The organism is Streptomyces sp. CB02366 (genome assembly GCF_001905905.1).
Taxonomy (GTDB): Bacteria; Actinomycetota; Actinomycetes; order Streptomycetales; family Streptomycetaceae; genus Streptomyces.
Map to the genome: position 1 here is coordinate 78,409 of NZ_LIVT01000011.1, position 17,973 is coordinate 96,381.

Annotated in this window: 13 protein-coding genes and 1 riboswitch; of the genes, 2 read left to right on the plus strand and 11 right to left on the minus strand. The window is 72.3% G+C overall.

What is annotated here, in order from left to right; translation table 11 throughout:
• Nucleotides 1-362 precede the first annotated feature (362 nt).
• A complete protein-coding gene (locus tag AMK24_RS25585; protein ID WP_073771234.1) occupies nt 363-1,133 on the plus strand; it encodes an ABC transporter ATP-binding protein in 771 nt (256 codons plus the stop codon).
• Nucleotides 1,134-1,256: 123 nt separating this feature from the next.
• On the plus strand, nt 1,257-3,788 hold the full coding sequence (locus AMK24_RS25590; protein WP_073771235.1) for an ABC transporter permease: 2,532 nt from the start codon (nt 1,257-1,259) through the stop codon (nt 3,786-3,788).
• Between the two features lie 142 nt (nt 3,789-3,930).
• On the opposite strand, the gene AMK24_RS25595 is transcribed toward AMK24_RS25590, so the two are convergent.
• From AMK24_RS25595 to AMK24_RS25645, 11 genes are all read right to left on the minus strand, one after another.
• Complete coding sequence (locus tag AMK24_RS25595; RefSeq protein WP_073771236.1) at nt 3,931-5,283, minus strand: SAM-dependent methyltransferase; 1,353 nt, start codon at nt 5,281-5,283, stop codon at nt 3,931-3,933.
• A gap of 314 nt (nt 5,284-5,597) precedes the next feature.
• Nucleotides 5,598-6,983, minus strand: a complete 1,386-nt coding sequence (locus AMK24_RS25600; protein ID WP_073771237.1) for an NAD(P)/FAD-dependent oxidoreductase — start codon at nt 6,981-6,983, stop codon at nt 5,598-5,600.
• 453 nt (nt 6,984-7,436) lie between these two features.
• Nucleotides 7,437-8,378 (minus strand): Ppx/GppA phosphatase family protein, encoded by a 942-nt coding sequence (locus AMK24_RS25605; protein WP_073771238.1) that lies wholly within the window; start codon nt 8,376-8,378, stop codon nt 7,437-7,439.
• Nucleotides 8,375-8,989, minus strand: a complete 615-nt coding sequence (locus AMK24_RS25610; protein ID WP_073771239.1) for a DUF501 domain-containing protein — start codon at nt 8,987-8,989, stop codon at nt 8,375-8,377. Before AMK24_RS25610 ends, AMK24_RS25605 begins: the two co-directional genes overlap by 4 nt.
• 70 nt (nt 8,990-9,059) lie before the next feature.
• A complete protein-coding gene (locus tag AMK24_RS25615) occupies nt 9,060-9,539 on the minus strand; it encodes an FtsB family cell division protein (RefSeq protein ID WP_073771240.1) in 480 nt (159 codons plus the stop codon).
• 90 nt (nt 9,540-9,629) lie between these two features.
• A complete protein-coding gene (gene eno / locus AMK24_RS25620; protein WP_006125111.1) occupies nt 9,630-10,910 on the minus strand; it encodes a phosphopyruvate hydratase in 1,281 nt (426 codons plus the stop codon).
• 316 nt (nt 10,911-11,226) lie between these two features.
• On the minus strand, nt 11,227-11,943 hold the full coding sequence (locus AMK24_RS25625) for a LysM peptidoglycan-binding domain-containing protein (RefSeq protein WP_073771241.1): 717 nt from the start codon (nt 11,941-11,943) through the stop codon (nt 11,227-11,229).
• A gap of 5 nt (nt 11,944-11,948) precedes the next feature.
• Nucleotides 11,949-12,131: riboswitch (cyclic di-AMP (ydaO/yuaA leader) on the minus strand.
• Between the two features lie 289 nt (nt 12,132-12,420).
• Entirely contained in the window at nt 12,421-13,449 is a 1,029-nt protein-coding gene (locus AMK24_RS25630) for a LysM peptidoglycan-binding domain-containing protein (RefSeq protein WP_073771242.1), read from the minus strand.
• A gap of 177 nt (nt 13,450-13,626) precedes the next feature.
• Nucleotides 13,627-14,967: a cytochrome P450 family protein gene (locus AMK24_RS25635; protein ID WP_073771243.1), complete on the minus strand. Its 1,341-nt coding sequence runs from the start codon at nt 14,965-14,967 to the stop codon at nt 13,627-13,629.
• Entirely contained in the window at nt 14,964-16,820 is a 1,857-nt protein-coding gene (locus AMK24_RS25640) for a sel1 repeat family protein (protein WP_073771244.1), read from the minus strand. Before AMK24_RS25640 ends, AMK24_RS25635 begins: the two co-directional genes overlap by 4 nt.
• A 98-nt stretch (nt 16,821-16,918) precedes the next feature.
• On the minus strand, nt 16,919-17,926 hold the full coding sequence (locus tag AMK24_RS25645) for a nucleoside triphosphate pyrophosphohydrolase (RefSeq protein ID WP_073771245.1): 1,008 nt from the start codon (nt 17,924-17,926) through the stop codon (nt 16,919-16,921).
• Between the last annotated feature and the right edge of the window lie 47 nt (nt 17,927-17,973).

Here is a 17,973-nt window from a genome sequence, read left to right on the forward strand (position 1 = left end):
GTCCGCGCCAGGGTCCGCCACGGTGTGCGCCACCCTCGGGGCCGGCGCCCCGCGGGCCCCCGCCCCGACGCCGTCCGCGCACCGCCGCGACGACCGCCTCCCGCGCCTCCGGCTGCTCACTCCGGGTGATCGCGGAGGGGCGGACGCGGCCGGGTCCGGGGGTCCGCCTCGGGGTCGGTGTCATACCCGAGGAGGACGAGCGGGTACCGGCGGTGCGACTCAAGAGGGCCCCGGGAACGGGCACCGGGAGGGACGCCGGGCCGCGATCGGGCCGTAAGGATGGAGTAAGTCCCCGAGGCATGGCGTCGAACCCCGCCTCAGTACGGCCCAGGCATCCGCATCACCGAACCAGGAGCGTCCCAGTGACCACCACCCCCACCGTTCCCCGCCCCACCACGGTGGCCGCCCGCGCCACGGAGCTGTCGAAGGTCTACGGCGAGGGCGAGACGCAGGTCGTCGCTCTGGACCGGGTCACCGTGGACTTCCCGCAGGGCGAGTTCACCGCGATCATGGGCCCGTCCGGTTCGGGCAAGTCGACCCTGATGCACTGCGTCGCCGGCCTCGACAGCTTCAGCAGCGGTTCGGTGCGCATCGGCGAGACCGAGCTCTCCACGCTGAAGGACAAGCAGCTCACGCAGTTGCGCCGGGACAAGATCGGCTTCATCTTCCAGGCGTTCAACCTGCTGCCGACCCTCACCGCGCTGGAGAACATCACGCTGCCGATGGACATCGCGGGCCGGAAGCCGGACGCCGCGTGGTTGCAGAAGGTGATCGACATGGTGGGGCTCTCGGACCGGCTGAAGCACCGCCCGACCGAGCTGTCCGGCGGTCAGCAGCAGCGCGTCGCCGTGGCCCGCGCCCTGGCCTCGCAGCCCGAGATCATCTTCGGTGACGAGCCGACCGGGAACCTGGACTCCCGCTCCGGCGCCGAGGTCCTCGGCTTCCTGCGCAACTCGGTGCGCGACCTGGGTCAGACCGTGGTGATGGTGACCCACGACCCGGTGGCCGCCTCCTACGCGGACCGGGTCGTCTTCCTCGCGGACGGCGCGGTCGTCGACCAGATGATGCGGCCGACCGCCGAAGGGGTCCTCGACCGGATGAAGGCGTTCGACGCGAAGGGCCGCACCAGCTGACGCCCCGGCCGGTCGCCCCGTACCGACCGGTCGCCGCCCGGCCTCCGCGTACGGCCTTCCGTACGCGTGCGCCCCCCTGCCCTCCCCCTTCCGCATCCCCGGAACCCATCCCAGGACACAGACATGTTCCGTACCGCCCTGCGCAATGTGCTCGCGCACAAGGCCAGGCTGCTGATGACCGTGCTCGCCGTCATGCTCGGCGTAGCGTTCGTCTCCGGCACCCTGGTCTTCACCGACACCCTCGGCAACGCCTTCCGCAACCAGTCCGCCAAGAGCTACGACGACGTCGCCGTCTCCATCGAGACGTACGCCGGCGACGACGAGAAGAACCCCGGCCTCGACGCCGCCACCCTGGAGAAGATCCGGGGCCTGGACGGCGTGGCCTCCGTCACCGGCCGCGTCACCGGTTTCGCCGGGGTCGCCGACCCGGACGGCAAGCTGATCGGCAACGGCTGGTCCAACACCGGCGCGAACTTCGCCCCCGGCAAGGACGGCGAGGACGCGAGCTACGTCTTCACCGACGGCTCCGGCCCGGCGAAGAACGGTTCGGTCGCGCTCGACAAGGACACCGCGAGCAAGGGCGAGTACCGCGTCGGCGACCCGGTGCGGGTCGCCACCAACGGCCCGGTGAAGGAGTACACCCTCTCGGGGATCTTCACCACCGAGGACGGTGCGGTGAACGCGGGCGGCAGCCTCGTGCTGTTCGACACCGCGACCGCCCAGCAGCTCTACCTGAAGCCCGGCGTGTTCCAGAACGCCACGGTCTCCGCCGAGGCAGGCGTATCGGACCGGAAACTGCTGGACGAGATCACCCCGCTGCTGCCGAAGGACGCCACCGCGCAGACCGGCAAGGCGCTGGCCGACCGGCAGGCGAAGGACATCGAGTCCGGTCTGACCAGCCTCAACACCATGCTGCTGGCCTTCGCGGGCATCGCCCTGTTCGTGGGCGTCTTCCTCATCGCCAACACCTTCACCATGCTGATCGCCCAGCGCACCCGTGAGCTGGCCCTGATGCGCGCCATCGGCGCCACCCGCCGCCAGGTCAAGCGCTCGGTGCTGCTGGAGGCCGGCGTCGTCGGCACGCTCGCCTCGGTGATCGGCTTCCTCCTCGGCCTCGGTCTCGCCACCGGTCTGCGCTCCGCGATGGGCCTCATGGGCGGCAAGATCCCCGCCGGTCCGCTGATCGTCTCCCCGACCGCCGTCGGCTCCGCCTTCGCGGTCGGCATCCTGATCACCGTGCTGGCCGCCTGGCTGCCCGCCCGCCGGGCCGCGAAGATCGCCCCGGTCGCCGCGATGAGCAGCGTCCACGCGACCGCTTCCGTGAAGTCCCTCGTCGTACGGAACTCGATCGGCGGCGTCATCACCCTGCTCGGTTCCGCCGGCATCGTCGGCGGCGCGGCGAGCGGCGGCACGTCCGGCCGGCAGCTGATCGCGGCCGGCGCGTTCTTCGCCCTGATCGGCGTCATCATCCTGATCCCGCTGCTGTCCCGCCCGGTGATCGCCCTGGTCCGGCCGGCGCTGAAGAAGGTGTTCGGCGTCTCCGGGAAGCTGGCGTCGCAGAACGCGGTCCGCAACCCGCGACGCACCGGAGCCACCGCCTCCGCCCTGGCCATCGGGCTGACCCTGGTCACCGGCATCTCGGTGCTCGGCGTCACGCTCGGCCAGGCCATCGACAAGATGACCACCGACAACATCAAGGCCGACTACATGGTCTCGATGGCCAGCGGCGACTCGCTCGACGAGTCCGCGCTCCGGGCCCTGTCGAAGGCGGACGGCGTCACCGCGCTCTCCCCGCAGCAGGCGGCGTGGTTCGAGGTGGACGGCGAGTACCACTCCGCCTCCGCCGTCACGCCGGGCGATGTGGAGCAGGTCTTCTCGCTGACGGTCGAGTCCGGCTCGCTGGCCTCCCTCAAGGACGGTCAGGTCGCGGTCGGGTCCAAGACCGCGAAGGAGAACGGCTGGAAGACCGGCGACACCCTGCCGGTGAAGTTCGACGACGAGAAGAAGGGCGAGCTGAAGGTCGGGGCGGTCTACAAGGAGAACGAGTTCCTCTCCCCCTTCGTGATCCCCAAGGAGCTGGCCGACGAGCACAGCGCCTCCACCCGGCCCGAGATCCGCGAGATCTGGATCAAGGCGGACGGCGGCGCGAGCAAGGCCAACGAGCAGGCCGTCGTGGACGCGCTCGGCGACAACCCGGCGATGAGCGTCATGGACCGGCAGGACATCCGTGACATGTTCGGCGGCTTCATCAACACCGCCCTGAACATCATGTACGGGCTGCTCGCCATGGCCCTGCTGATCGCGGTCCTCGGGGTCGTCAACACCCTGGCGATGTCGGTGTTCGAGCGCCAGCAGGAGATCGGCATGCTCCGCGCGATCGGTCTCGACCGGGGCCGCGTCAAGCGGATGGTCCGTCTGGAGGCCGTGGTCATCTCGGTCTTCGGCGCGGTGATCGGGGTCGGCCTCGGAGTCTTCCTCGGCTGGGCGATCGGCCGGACCCTGTCCGCCGACATCCCCGGCTACGCCCTGGTCATCCCCTGGGACCGGCTCGGAGTCTTCCTGCTCCTGGCCGCGCTGGTCGGCGTCCTCGCCTCGCTGTGGCCCGCCCGCAGCGCCGCGAAGCTCAACATGCTGACGGCGATCAAGACGGAGTAGCCCGGGCCCGGCGGGACCGGGAGGCGGGGACGACGAGGGGCCGGTGCACCGCGCGGAAGCGGTGCACCGGCCTCTCGCCTGTGACCGGGGTGTACGGGTACGGGCCCGGGCGGTCCGGGACGCACAGGCGGCCGGGTACGGGTCAGGCGCCCCCGTCCCCCTCCCCGGCGGACTCCGTCCAGGCGCGGGGACGCAGCGGCACCCGGGAGCCCCCGCCGTCCAGCGGGCGCACCGCGAGGATCTGGTTGACGCCGATCCGGTTGTGCTCGAAGGAGAGCGCCGAGGCGGCCATGTACAGCCGCCAGACCCTGGCCCGGCCCGGCGAGGTGGCGCGTACCGCCTCCTGCCAGTGCCGCTCCAGGTTGGCCACCCACCGGCGCAGGGTCAGCGCGTAGTGCTCGCGCAGCGCCTCGACGTCCCTGGCCTCGAACCCGGCCTCCTCCAGGGTGGCCAGGGTGCGGCCGAGCGGGGCCAGTTCGCCGTCGGGGAAGACGTAGGCGTCGATGAACGCGTCGATGCGGTAGGCGTCCTCGTCCTTCTCGGGGCGGCGGGCGATCTGGTGGTTCAGGAGGCGGCCGCCGGGCTTCAGGAGGGCGTAGAGGTCGTCGGCGTACTCCCGGTAGCGGACGGATCCGACGTGCTCGGCCATGCCGATCGAGGAGATCGCGTCGAACGGTCCGGGCGGGACGTCCCCTGTGCGGGCGGAGCCGGGAGGGTGGGGAAGGACGTCCCGGTAGTCCTGGACGCGGATCTCGACGCGGTCGGTCAGGCCCGCGTCGGCGACGCGCTTGCGGGCGAGGGCGGCCTGCTCCCGCGAGAGGGTGATGCCGGTGACCCGGGCGCCGTAGTGGCGGGCGGCGTGGATGGCCATCGAGCCCCAGCCGCAGCCGACGTCCAGGAGCCGGTCGCCCTCCTGGAGGGCGAGTTTGCGGCAGACGAGGTCGAGCTTGTCGCGTTGCGCGTCCTCCAGGGTTCCGCCGTCCTGCCAGTAGGCGCAGGAGTAGACCAGGGAGGGGCCGAGGACCAGGGCGTAGAAGTCGTTGCCGACGTCGTAGTGGTGGCTGACGGCCTGTCTGTCGCGACGTCTGGTGTGCAGCGGTCCGGTCCGGCGGCGCACCTCCTCGGCGGGCGGGGCGGGCGGCGGCCAGGGGCCCGCGAGGCCGAGGAGGCCGCGGGCGAAGGCGCGGGCCCGGGGATCGCGCACCGGGTGGACGGAGTCCTCGGCGTCGCGGTCCCAGAGCAGCCCCGCCACTCGGCTCAGCACTTCGTACAAATCGCCCTCGACGTCGATCTCCCCGGCCACCCAGGCGCGGGCCAGGCCCAGCTCGCCCGGTTTCCACAGGAAGCGGCGCAGGGCGCGGCGACGGCGGATCACCAGGACCGGGGCGTCGGGCGGACCCGACTCGCTGCCGTCCCAGGCGCGGACGCGGACCGGCAGCGGTTGTGAGAGCAGATCTTCGGCGAGAGCGGTCAGCCGCGACGCGGCGTCTGCCATGGCGCACACCTCCGTGGTGTTTCCCCGACAAGCACAACAGGCACAGGCGAACGGACGTGCTCCTGACCCCGCCGCGACGCCCCGGCGCCGCATGCGAGGTACAGCTGCGTCAACCTTCCCCGTACTCTCCGTCATCCCGCTACCGGGCAACGAAACGGCAAAGGGCGCGCCCCGCGCCGCCCGTGCGGCCGGGAAGGGGCTCTGACGCGCCATCCGCCCCGGAGCACGCCGAAGGGGCCGTCCGCACCACGGATGGCGGACGGCCCCTTCGGGCGTCGTACGGAGCGCTCCCGGCGGAGCGGGTCACCGGAGGGTCAGGAGGCCTTGGCCTTCTCGCCCTCGGACTTGGCGGCGGCCGGAGCCGGGGCCGGCTTGGCGGCCTCGTAGAACTCCTCGCGCGGCGTCTCCATGGCGCCGAGCGAGACGACCTCGCGCTTGAGGAACATCGCCAGCGTCCAGTCGGCGAAGATCCGGATCTTGCGGTTCCAGGTCGGCATGGCCATGCCGTGGTAGCCGCGGTGCATGTACCAGGCGAGACGGCCCTTGAGCTTGATCTTGAACTTGCCCAGGACGATCATCGCGACGCCCTTGTGCAGACCGAGACCGGCGACCGCACCCTTGTTGGCGTGGCTGTACTCCTTCTGCGGGAAGCCCCGCATGCCGGAGATCACGTTGTCGCCGAGGACCTTCGCCTGGCGCAGCGCGTGCTGGGCGTTGGGCGGGCACCAGGCGTTCGGGTTGCCGGCGCGGCGGCCGACCATGTCCGGCACCTGGGCGTTGTCGCCCGCGGCCCAGATGTAGTCGGTGCCCTGCACCTGGAGCTTCTCGGAGGTGTCCACGTGGCCGCGCGGGCCGAGCGGGAGGCCGAAGCGGGCCAGCGCCGGGTTCGGCTTCACACCGGCGGTCCACACGATGGTGCTGGAGTCGACCTCCAGGCCGTTCTTCAGGACCACGTGGCCGTCGACGCAGGAGTCCATCGAGGTGGAGAGGTAGATCTCCACGCCGCGGCTCTCCAGGTGCTCCTTGCCGTAGGCGCCCAGCTTCGGGCCGACCTCGGGAAGGATCTTGTCGGCGGCGTCGACCAGGATGAAGCGCATGTCCTCGCGCTTCACGTTGGTGTAGTACTTCGCCGCGTCGCGGGCCATGTCCTCGACCTCGCCGATGGTCTCCGCGCCGGCGAAGCCGCCGCCCACGAAGACGAACGTCAGCGCCTTGCGGCGGACGTCCTCGTCGGTCGTGGAGTCGGCCTTGTCCAGCTGCTCCAGGACGTGGTTGCGCAGCCCGATGGACTCCTCGATGCCCTTCATGCCGATGCCCTGCTCGGCGAGGCCGGGGATCGGGAAGGTGCGGGAGACGGCGCCCATCGCGATGACCAGGTAGTCGAAGGGCAGCTCGTAGGCCTCGCCGACGAGCGGCGCGACCGTGGCGACCTTGCGGTCCTGGTCGATGGTCGTGACCCGGCCGGTGAGAACCTCGGCCTTGGGCAGCACGCGTCGCAGCGGGACGACGACATGCCGGGGCGAGATGCTGCCGGCGGCAGCTTCGGGGAGGAAGGGCTGGTAGGTCATGTACGACCGCGGGTCGACGACCGTGACGGTCGCCTCTCCGTATCGCATCTTCTTCAGAATGCGACGAGCTGCGTACAGGCCTACGTACCCACCGCCTACAACGAGGATCCTGGGACGCTCCGTGGTGCTCATGCCATCGAGTATCCACCCCGCTCGCGGGGGGTGCTCGTGAGCCCCTTCACAAGGATTGACGGACCCTCTGCTACACTTCGCCGCCCACGTGACCCAGGTCATGGTTGCACAAGGGAACCGGAGCGCCTCGGGAAACGTTGTGCACCGCCTGTGAGCTGGCCCTTGGCGCTTCCGGCGGGGTGAACCACCGGTCCCTTTCCGAGGTACGCGACGCCCCGCCGGCGCACGTGCCACGCCCGCGTACGGCATCCGGCGCCACCCGGGAGGCCCCGAACGGTGCGAACGAGGCCCCGGCGGCCCCGATTCCTTGTGAAGAAGTTCACGAACTTTCTCGCACCACCCTGCCGATTCGCCCCCCGGAAGGGCTTCCGGGGGGCGAATCGAAGCTCAACGGTGCAGGTGACACCCCGATCGAGCGGGCGGCGGTCGGCCCTGGAGCCGCCCGCCCCTCCCCTACGCGGCGCTCCAGGCGATGCCGTCGAGGATGTCGTGTTCGCTGACGACGACCTCGTGGGCGCCCGTGCGCTCCATCACCGCGAGGAGGACCAGTGCTCCCGCGCCGATCACGTCCACCCGGCCGGGGTGCATCACGGGGATCGCGGCGCGCTCCTCGTGGGTGGAGCGGAGCAGGTGCTCGGTGATCGCGCGGACCTGACCGAGGGCGATCCGGGAGTGGTGGATGGCCTCGGAGTCGTACTGCTCCAGCTCCAGCGCGATCCCGGCGATCGTGGTGACGGTGCCCGCCAGACCGACCAGGGTGCCGGCCCCGGTGAGCGGCACCGTCCGCTCGGCCAGGTCGAGCGCGGCCTCCACGTCGGCGCGGATCGCGGCGGCCCGCTCGTGGCCGGGCGGGTCCACCACCGCCCCGTCGTCGAGGAGGTGGCGCTCCGTCATCCGTACGCAGCCGATGTCCACGGACCGGGCCGCCTCCACCCGGTCCGCGCCGAGGACGAACTCGGTGGAGCCGCCGCCGATGTCCACCACCAGATAGGGCTTGGCCAGGTCGTCGCGCCCGGCCAGCTCCTTGGTGGCGCCGTCGAAGGAGAGCTGCGCCTCCTGGTCGCCGGTGATCACCTCGGGCTCGACGCCCAGGATCTCGCGTACCCCCGCGGTGAACTCGGCGCTGTTCTCGGCGTCGCGGGAGGCGGAGGTGGCGACGAACCGGATGCGCTCCGCGCCGAGTTCGCCGATCGCGGCGGCGTACTCGCGGCAGGCCGCGAACGTCCGCTCCAGCGCCTCGGGGGCGAGCCTTCCGGTCCGGTCGACGCCCTGGCCGAGGCGGACGATCGTCATCCGCCGGTCCAGCTCGGTGAAGGAGCCGGTGGCGGGGTCCACGTCGGCGACGAGGAGCCGGATGGAGTTGGTGCCGCAGTCGACGGCGGCGACCCGGGTCACGCGCCCCGCCCGTCGCCCGGTCCGTCGAGCGGGCGGAAGGCGGTGTAACCCTCGCCGTCCGCGTCCACCGTCCAGCCGTCCTCCTCGGCGGGCGGCGTGCACGGCGTGACGCAGGGGCCCTTGGCCCACCACTCCGGCAGCATCGCGATGGCCTCGTCGCCCAGCGGGTTCACCCCGGGTCCGGCGGCCAGCGAGTGGCCGACCAGGACGTGCAGGCACTTCACCCGGTCCGGCATGCCGCCCGCGCTCGGGAAGCCCTCCAGGACCTCGATGGCGTCGCGGCGGGCGATGTAGTCCTCGTGGGCGGCCCGGTAGGCCTCGGCCAGCTCGGGGTCGGTCCCCAGACGGGCCGTCATCTCCTTCATGACCCCGTTGGCCTCCAGCGTGCCGATCGCCGAAGCCGCCCGGGGGCAGGTCAGGTAGTACGTCGTCGGGAACGGCGTGCCGTCCTCCAGACGCGGCTGGGTCTCCACCACGTCCGGGTTGCCGCACGGGCAGCGGTGCGCGATGGCGCGCAGACCGCGCGGCGGGCGGCCGAGCTGCTGCTCGAACGCGGCGATGTCCGCGTCGGTGGGCTGGGTGGACTCGGTCTGCGGAGGGGGCGTTTCCATGCCTGCCTTGGTTCTGCTCGGAAGCTCGTAGAGGTGGACGTACGGGAGTGGACGTACGGGGTCGGTCGGGTCAGTCGCGGTCGGCACGGTCGGCGTCGTCCACGCCGTCCCACAGATTGGAGTGCCAGGGGCGGTCGTTCGCGCCGGGCTGCCCGCGGGAGTCCTCCGCCGCGTCGGGGTCGGCCACGGTGTAGCCGATCTCCCCGGGGAGGACGTAATGGAGGTGCTGGCGGGCGAGTCGCATGATGTACGCGTCGTCCTGGAGCCGCGCCTTCTCGTCCCGCAGCTCCTCGGTGCGCCGCTCCGCCTCCTGCGAGAGCCGCTCCTGCTCGGCGATCTCGTCGCGCTGGGAGACGTACTGCCGCATCGGGTAGGCGAGCGCCACCACCAGGGAGCAGACGACCAGCGCCAGGAACGCGGCCCGGCCGGTGAGCCGGGAGCGGCGGGCCTGTCGGCGGTTCTGCGACCGGTACACGCGGGCCGCGGTCTGCTCGCCGATCAGCCGCAGCCTGGTCGAGGTGGAGAACCGGTCGCGGTCCTTCCCGGCCATGTCTCCCGCCTCCCCGTCACACACGTCCGTCCCCGCACACGGTACGGGACCGGGTGCGGGGACGGGCGGAGGCTACCGTCCTGCGACGGGTCAGCCCTTGAAGCGCGGGAAGGCGGAGCGGCCCGCGTACACCGCGGCGTCGTCGAGGATCTCCTCGATGCGCAGCAGCTGGTTGTACTTGGCGACGCGGTCCGAGCGGGCCGGGGCGCCGGTCTTGATCTGGCCGCAGTTCACGGCGACGGCGAGGTCGGCGATGGTGACGTCCTCGGTCTCGCCGGAGCGGTGCGACATCATGCACTTGAAGCCGTTGCGCTGGGCCAGCTCGACGGCGTCGAGGGTCTCGGTCAGCGAACCGATCTGGTTGACCTTGACCAGCAGGGCGTTGGCGGAGCCCTCCTCGATGCCGCGGGCCAGGCGCTCGGGGTTGGTGACGAAGAGGTCGTCGCCGACGATCTGGACCTTGGAGCCGATGCGGTCGGTGATGACCTTCCAGCCGGCCCAGTCGTCCTCGTACAGCGGGTCCTCGATGGAGACGAGCGGGTACGCGGAGACGAGCTCCTCGTAGTACTCGGTCATCTCGGCGGCCGAGCGGGACTTGCCCTCGAACTCGTAGACGCCGTCCTTGTAGAACTCGGACGCGGCGACGTCGAGCGCGAGCGCGATGTCGCGGCCGGGGACGTAGCCGGCCTCCTTGATGGCCTCGACGATGAGGTCCAGGGCGGCGCGGTTGGACTCCAGGTTCGGGGCGAAGCCGCCCTCGTCGCCGAGTCCGGTGGACAGGCCCTTGGTCTTCAGGACCTTCTTGAGCGTGTGGTAGATCTCCGCACCCCAGCGCAGGGCCTCGGAGAAGGACTCGGCGCCGATCGGCGCGATCATGAACTCCTGGATGTCCACGTTGGAGTCGGCGTGCGAGCCGCCGTTCAGGATGTTCATCATCGGAACGGGCAGCAGGTGCGCGTTCGGGCCGCCGAGGTAGCGGAAGAGCGGCAGGTCGGACGCCTCGGAGGCGGCGTGCGCGACGGCCAGCGAGACGCCGAGGATGGCGTTGGCGCCGAGCGACGCCTTGTTCTCCGTGGCGTCCAGGTCGAACATCGCCTGGTCGATGAGGCGCTGCTCGGTGGCGTCGTACCCGACGAGCTCCGGGCCGATCTGCTCGATGACGGCGAGGACGGCCTTCTCGACGCCCTTGCCCTGGTAGCGGTTGGGGTCGCCGTCGCGAAGCTCGATGGCCTCGAACGCACCGGTGGAGGCGCCGGACGGAACGGCAGCACGGCCCGTGCTGCCGTCGTCGAGGCCGACCTCGACCTCGACCGTGGGGTTGCCCCGGGAGTCGAGGATTTCCCTGGCTACGACGACGTCGATGGACGGCACGAGGCATCTCCTTCTGGGATCTGACACTGGTTGTGCAGGGTCACTGTGGCCTTGCGACCCGAGCCTATCCGGCTCGGCCCCGTTGACCGGCCGACCGCCCGACTCCTGGGACGAAAAAGGGCCCGGGAACGTGCGTATCGGGGCGAAACTCCAGAAATCTACTGAGCGGTAACCACAAGAAGTGAACGCGGCCGGGTGCGCTCCTCCCCTCACGAAGAACCCGGCCCGGCGCTCTGGGGGGTGAGCGCGCCGGGCCGGGAAGCCGTACGGGGGAGGGAGCCGCCGGACGCCCTCCCCCGGGGAGGAGAGACGGCGGTTACTTCAGGTGGAGCTGCTGACCGGGGAAGATCAGGTTCGCGTCCTCGACGATGTCGTCGTTGAGCTTGAAGAGCTTGCTCCAGCCGCCCTCGACGCCCTCCTTCTGAGCGATCTTGCTCAGGGTGTCGCCGGCCTCGACCTTGTACTCGCCGTCGCCCTTCTGGACCTTCTCGCCGGTCGGGGTGGTGACGGTCTTCTTGCTCTCGGCCTGCGGAGCGGCCTTCGGAGCCGCCTGCGGAGCGGAGCGCTGCTCGGAGCGCGTGGTGGGCTGCTCGGCCTGGCGCTCGGGCTGCGCCTGCTGGGACTGGCCGGAGCCGGTGCTGACGCCCGGGTCCACGCCGTCGTTGGTCAGGCCGCCCGCGCCGGCGCAGGCCCAGGCGCCCGGGCCCTGCATGTCGAGAAGCTTCTCGGCGGTGGCGATCTGCTGGTCCTTGGAGGCCAGGTCGGCGCGCGCGGCGTACTGCGTACCGCCGGCGGCGGCCCAGCTGGACTGGGAGAACTGCAGGCCGCCGTAGTAGCCGTTGCCGGTGTTGATGGACCAGTTACCGCCGGACTCGCACTGGGCGACGGCGTCCCAGGTCTCGACGGAGGCGGCGGAGGCGTTGGTCGCGCCCATCAGCGGGACGGCGACGGCGGCGCCGGCGACACCGGCGAGCGTGGCGATACGGACGGCCTTGGACGGGCGGCGGTGCTTGCCCTTGCTGTTCAGCAGCATGGAACGAATCTCCTCACCGACGCCTACGAGGTGAGCTGTCGGGTTCGGGCTGATGAGTTGCCCGGCGGTGCGTCCTTGCGCACCGCTTCACCCCTAGCCGGTCCCGTACGTCCCCGTCTTCTCGACGAGGCGTCCGGACCCGGCGGCCTACCTGGGTCCCCCGCTCCTGCCTACGGCGCTTGCGCGTCTGTTCCCTCCGGCCGCCGGCAGGATTCGGCGTGACGGTCGTCGGGGCCCGCGGTGCGAGCGGCTTAGACCGTAAACACAGCCAACCCCGACATTCAAGGACGGACATAGGGGACAATCAGTCCGAACTCTCCGCCAGGGCCCGCTCATTTCCGCAGGTCGGGGGCGATACGCCCGGATCGACCGGGCGAAATGCGTGAGTTGAAGCAAAGAGACCCATGTCTCACTTACGCAAAAGTGGACATAGGTCTCTGAACTACCCGGGTTTTCGGGGCGTTTCCTCGCCGGGAATCAGTCGGCGGCGGGCTCCTCGGCGCTCTCCGGGGCGGCCGGACGGGCGTCCGGTTCCGCGTTCCGGTCCAGACCCAGGTCCAGGTTCTGGCCGGGCAGGATCAGGTCCGGGTCGGGGCCCAGGACGTCCTTGTTGGTCTCGTACAGGCCCGTCCAGCCACCGGGGAGTTCCTGCGCGTCGGCGATCGACCAGAGGTTGTCGCCGGCCCTCACCGTGTATCCGCCCGTCGCGCCGCCGCTCCTCGCGTCGCCGTCGCCGCGCGAGGCGTGCCGGCCGGAACCGCGCGGGCCCTCGCCCTCCCGGTCGGCCTTCTCGGGTGCGGGGGCGCCGCGGTGCTTCCCGCCGCTCCGGCGGTCCTCGCCGCTCTCGCCCACCGGGGCGTCGGGCGCGGCCGAAGGGTCCGCCTCGGAGGCCGGCGGGGCGGTGGGCGTCGCGGAGGGGCCGGGCGCCCCGGTCTCCTCTTCCGTGCCGCCGTCCTCCGGCGTGCCGCGCTTCCCGCCCTCGCCCTTGTCCTTGGTTTCACGGGATGCACCGGATGCACCGGATTCATCCGTCTTGTCGCCCGTGTCCGCTTCACCGGCCGGATCGGCCGAGGGGTCGGCCGTGGGGTCGGCGGACGGAGCGGTGCCGGGGTCGACGCCGGGCAGGGCGCCGTCCACCGCGAGGCCGGAGATCACCGCGCAGCTCGGCCACGCCTTGGGGCCCCGGTCGTCCAGGACCTTCTCGGCGATGGAGATCTGCTGGGACCGGCTGGCGAGGTCGGCACGGGGCGCGAACTCCGTGCCGCCGTACGCCGACCAGGTCTCCTGGGAGAACTGGAGCCCGCCGTAGTGGCCGTTGCCGAGGTCGGCGCTCCACGTTCCGCCGCTCTCGCACTCCGCCACCCGGTCCCAGGGGGCCGAGTCGGCCGCGTGCGCGCCGCTCGCGCCGAGCAGCGGGATGGCGATGGCCGATCCCGTCACCCCCGCGGCGACGACGATGGCGGGTGCCTGGCGAGGTCGGCGGTGTCTGCCGTTCGCGGAGCCCATGGGTATGCCTTCCGTGCGACTGACAAGCGAGTTGCCCGGACGCCGCACGGCGGGATTACACCCCGCGCCCCGGTGCCCGAGCGACGTGCGGGCACGGTGCGGCCCCCACGTCGAACCGTGAACCTAGCGGGATACGAACGTATGTCACAAGTCGATGCAGCGCAGATCACGTGAAAGTCACAGAGTCGACAGAGTGTCACTTTCTCCGAGCCGGGCGCCCGGCTCGAACTCGACCGGAAGCGTGCGCAGCCCCCGCATGATGAGCCCGCCCCGCCAGCGCAGATCGGCAGGATCCCCGGCGAGTCGCAGGTCCGGGAGGCGCCCCAGGAGCGTGGCGAGCGCGGTCTGCCCCTCCAGCCGCGCCAGCGGCGCGCCCAGGCAGTAGTGGATGCCGTGCCCGTACCCGAGGTGCTGGTTGTCACTCCGCGCCAGGTCCAGGACGTCCGGTTCGTCGAACCGCTCCGGGTCGCGGTCGGCTGCCGCGAGCACCACCAGGACGGGGTCTCCGGCGGCGATCTCCTCGCCGCCCAGGGTCAGCGGCTCGGTCGCGTACCGCCAGGTCGCCATCTCCACCGGCCCGTCGTACCGCAGCAGTTCCTCGACGCCGGTGGCCAGCAGCCCGCTCTCCCCCGCGGCCAGGGACGCCTGGAGCCGCGCCCGCTGCTCCGGGTGGCGCAGGAGCGCGTACATCCCGTTCCCGATCAGGTTGACCGTGGTCTCGAAACCGGCGAACAGCAGGATGAACGCCATCGCGGCGGCTTCGTTCTCCGTGAGGTGCTCGCCGTGGTCGCTGGCCCGGATGAGTCCGGAGATCAGGTCGTCGCCGGGGTTCTCCCTCTTGCGGTGGATGAGTTCGGCGAGGTAACCGCGCATCTTCTTCACCGACCGGGCGACCCCGCCGCGCGGGCCGCCGCCGTGCCGGATCATCATGCCCGCCCAGTCCCGGAAGTCGTCCTGGTCCTCGCGCGGGACGCCGAGCAGATCGCAGATGGCGTAGATGGGGAGCGGGAAGGCGAGGTCGTGGATGAGGTCGGCCTTCCCCTCCTCCACGAACCCGTCGATGAGCCGGTCCGTCAGCTCCTGGACGCGGGGCGCGAACTCCGCGACCCGGCGCGGGGTGAACGCCTTGGACACGAGCCGGCGCAACCGGGTGTGGTCCGGCGGGTCGATGTTGAGCAGGTGCGTCATCAACTCCGCCTTCCGCTCCCCCGGAATGCCCGTCTTGCCCTTGGCGTGCGGCGACTCGGCGTGGTGGGCCGGGTTCTTGGAGAGCCGCGCGTCGGCGAGGGCCTGCCGGGCGTCCCCGTACCGGGTCACGAGCCACGCCTCGACCCCGCTGGGCAGGGCGGTGCGGTGCACGGGGCGGTGCTCGCGGAGCCAGGCGTAGGCGGGGTAGGGGTCCGTGGCGAACTCCCAGGTGAAGAGTTCGGGGGCGGGGGCCGCCGGGGCCGCTCGGGGCGGCCCGGCGTGGGGGCAGGACGGGGAGGCGGGGGTACGGGGGGCGGGGCTGTCGTTCACTCCTCGACGGTATCGGGCACGGCGTCGAGGGACGCCCGCAGTCTCCTGGCGTAGTACGCCGCCACCCGGCCCCCGCCTTCGGCGCCGCGGTCCAGCCAGAACACCGCGCGGTCGACGAGCACGGCGGCGAGCGTCACCCGTGCGCCGGCGTCCCCGGCCTCGGCGGCCCGCTCCAGGTACGGAATGGCTTCGGCCGCCTCGCCCCGGGCCGCGAGAGCCCGCCCCACGATCCTCGCCGCCTCGACGCCGCCCGCGTCGGCGGAGTGCCGGAACCACTCCTCGGCGTACTGGGCCCGCCCGGCCGCCTCGTAGAGGCGGCCGAGCACCAGCCCGACCTCGGGGCGCCCCTCCGCCTCCTCCTCCAACTCACTCCGGGCGCTTTCCACCACCAGCTCCTGGAGGTCCGGGTTCCCGCGTACGACGTCCATGGCGCGGAGCCACAGGCCGAGCGGCGCCGGCGGGACGTCCGGGCGGGTCACCGCGTCCCGGTACAGGGTCGGGAAGGCCCTCCAGCTCTCCGGCTCCGTGCCCGGGACCAGCATCCCGGTGACGCCGTGCCGCACCCCGGACGCCCACGCGAGGGCGTCCTCGAACGACTCCCCGGCCGCCTGCGCGGCCTCCCGCCCGTACAGCGCGCACGCCTCGCGCAGCACACGCGTCGGGACGGGGGCGCCGTCCGTTCCGCACCGGGCCAGGTCCATGGCGACGCGCACCAGCAGATGGCCGTGCGGATGGGCGTGGGGGCGGCGGGCACGCCACCACTCGTCCCACAGCTCCGGGCCGACGGCGAGGAACGCGCAGACGTCCCCGTTTTCGCACCAGAGGGACGCGTCCGACAGGCGGTGGTCCTCGCGCGCTCCGCTCAGCCGCCGCAACTCGTCCGCCGTCCACGCGCGGGACAGCTCCACCGGATCGACGCCGGCCAGGACCCGGGCACGGGCCTGGCCGCCGAAGCGATGGGCGTCGTACGCCTCGTCGCTCATCGTGGCGACCACCGGGACGCGCAGGCGGACCAGTTCGGCGAGGAGCGCCGGGGACAGACCGTGTTCGCCGAGGTGGCCCTCCAGCTCGTCCAGCCAGATCACGCACGGCTCCTCGCCCCGGGCGCGCAGCACGCCGGGCAGACCGCGCAGATCCGTGCCGGCCGCGGGGGCGAAGACGCGGGTCGCACCCGGCAGGTTGGCGAGCATCCCCACCCAGGCGGTACGGCTCTTCCCGGCCAGGGGCTCCCCGGTCACCAGCACCAGCCCGCCCGTCCCGGCGGCCGCGCGCATGCGCTCCTCCAGCAGGGCGTCGCCGTCGCGGGCGACGTACGGGGGCAACGCCGGTTCGTCGCCGACCTGCCGGGTACGCAGCACGCCGAAGGCGGTCGGGTCGGCGGTGTCGAGGCGGGGCCAGTCGGCGACCGGGGGCGGGCCGGCGTGCTGCGGCGCTCCGAAGTAGGTGTGCACGCCGCCGTTGAAGGTCCCGGCCTGGACGACCGGGGCCTGGAAGACACCGCCCGAGACGCCGTTGCGGGGGGCGGCGGCGTCGGTTCGGGCCGGGGCCGGCCCGTGCACCCGGGAAGCGGCCCGCGCGGCCTCGTCCTCGCGGAACGTCTGGGCGAGCGCCTCCAGTTCCCCGTAGGTGTGGGGGGCGAAACGCCGCACCTCGTCCAGGAGATCGTTGAGGGCTTCCGCCGGGCCTCCCACCTCCCCGTCGGCGCGGGCGTCCCTCACCTTGGCCAGCCGCACGCGCAGGGACCGCGAACCGGTGCCGCCGACCGCCTCGGCCATCAGCCCGTACGCGTCCCGGTCGTTGCTCTCGATGACCCGCATCAACGTGCGAGCCAGCGACGCCATCCCGTCGTCCACGCCCGTATCCCCCCTCGTGACACCCCTGCCGTCACCGTACTAGGGCGTGTCGTCACCCTGCCGCCGTCGTCCGGCAGGCGGCAGGGGGACGACAGGCCCTAATCCGCGTGCCCCTCCGCCGCCAGGATCGCGTCGCGGTAGGCGCGGGCGGCGGCGCGCAGGGCGGCCTCCGGGTCGGCTCCGTTCGCCTCGGCGCGTACGGCGAGGGCGAGGAGTTCGTAGCCGAGGGGGTCGCCGGTGGGCAGCGGAACGTCGAGGCCCGCCGTACGGACGCGGCCGGCGAGCTTCGCGGCGAGGGCCAGACCCGGCTGGCCGAGGGGGACGCCCTCGGTGACCGAGGTGCGCCGCTTCTCGATCGCCTTGGTGCGCAGCCAGTGCGCGTGGACGTCCTCCGGGGTCTCGGCGGTCGCGTCGCCGAAGACGTGCGGGTGGCGGTGGATCAGCTTCTCGACGAGGCCGCCCGCCACGTCGTCCACGTCGAACGGCTCCGCCCCGTCCTCCGGGCGGCCTTCCTGCGCGATGCGCGCGTGGAGGACGACCTGGAGCAGGACGTCGCCCAACTCCTCGCGCAGCTCGTCCCGGTCGCCGTCCTCGATCGCCTCGACCAGTTCGTACGCCTCCTCGATGGCGTACTTGGCGAGCCCCCGGTGGGTCTTGCGGGAGGTCCAGGGGCACTCGCGGCGGATGCGGTCCATGACCTGGACCAGGTCCAGCAGGCGGGCTCCGGGCAGGTCGTACGAGCCGGGCAGCAGCTCCAGGTCCGGCATGGCCACCCGGCCGGAGCCGCCGAGCCGGGCCAGGCCGTCCGTCAGCCGGCTGTCGCCCTCGCCGCCGACCAGGACGACGACGGTCCGGCCGCCCGCGCACTCGGCGACCAGGTCGTCGGCGGCGGGCGCGGCGTGCTCGGCGCGTACGCCCGCCTCTCGGAGGTAGGGCAGCTGCGGGTGGTCCGGGTCGGTGACGAGGACCCGGTCGGCGGCGTGCAGCGTCTGCCAGGCCGGCCAGGACAGCAGGCCGGGCGCGACCCGGTGGCTGGCGGTGAGCAGGACGATGCGGCCGGGACCGGCGGGGGTTTCGACGGGGGCGTCGGGGGCTTGGGCGTTCACCGTGCGAACCTACCTCCGGCGGCGGGGCCTTCGCCCCGGCAGTCCCT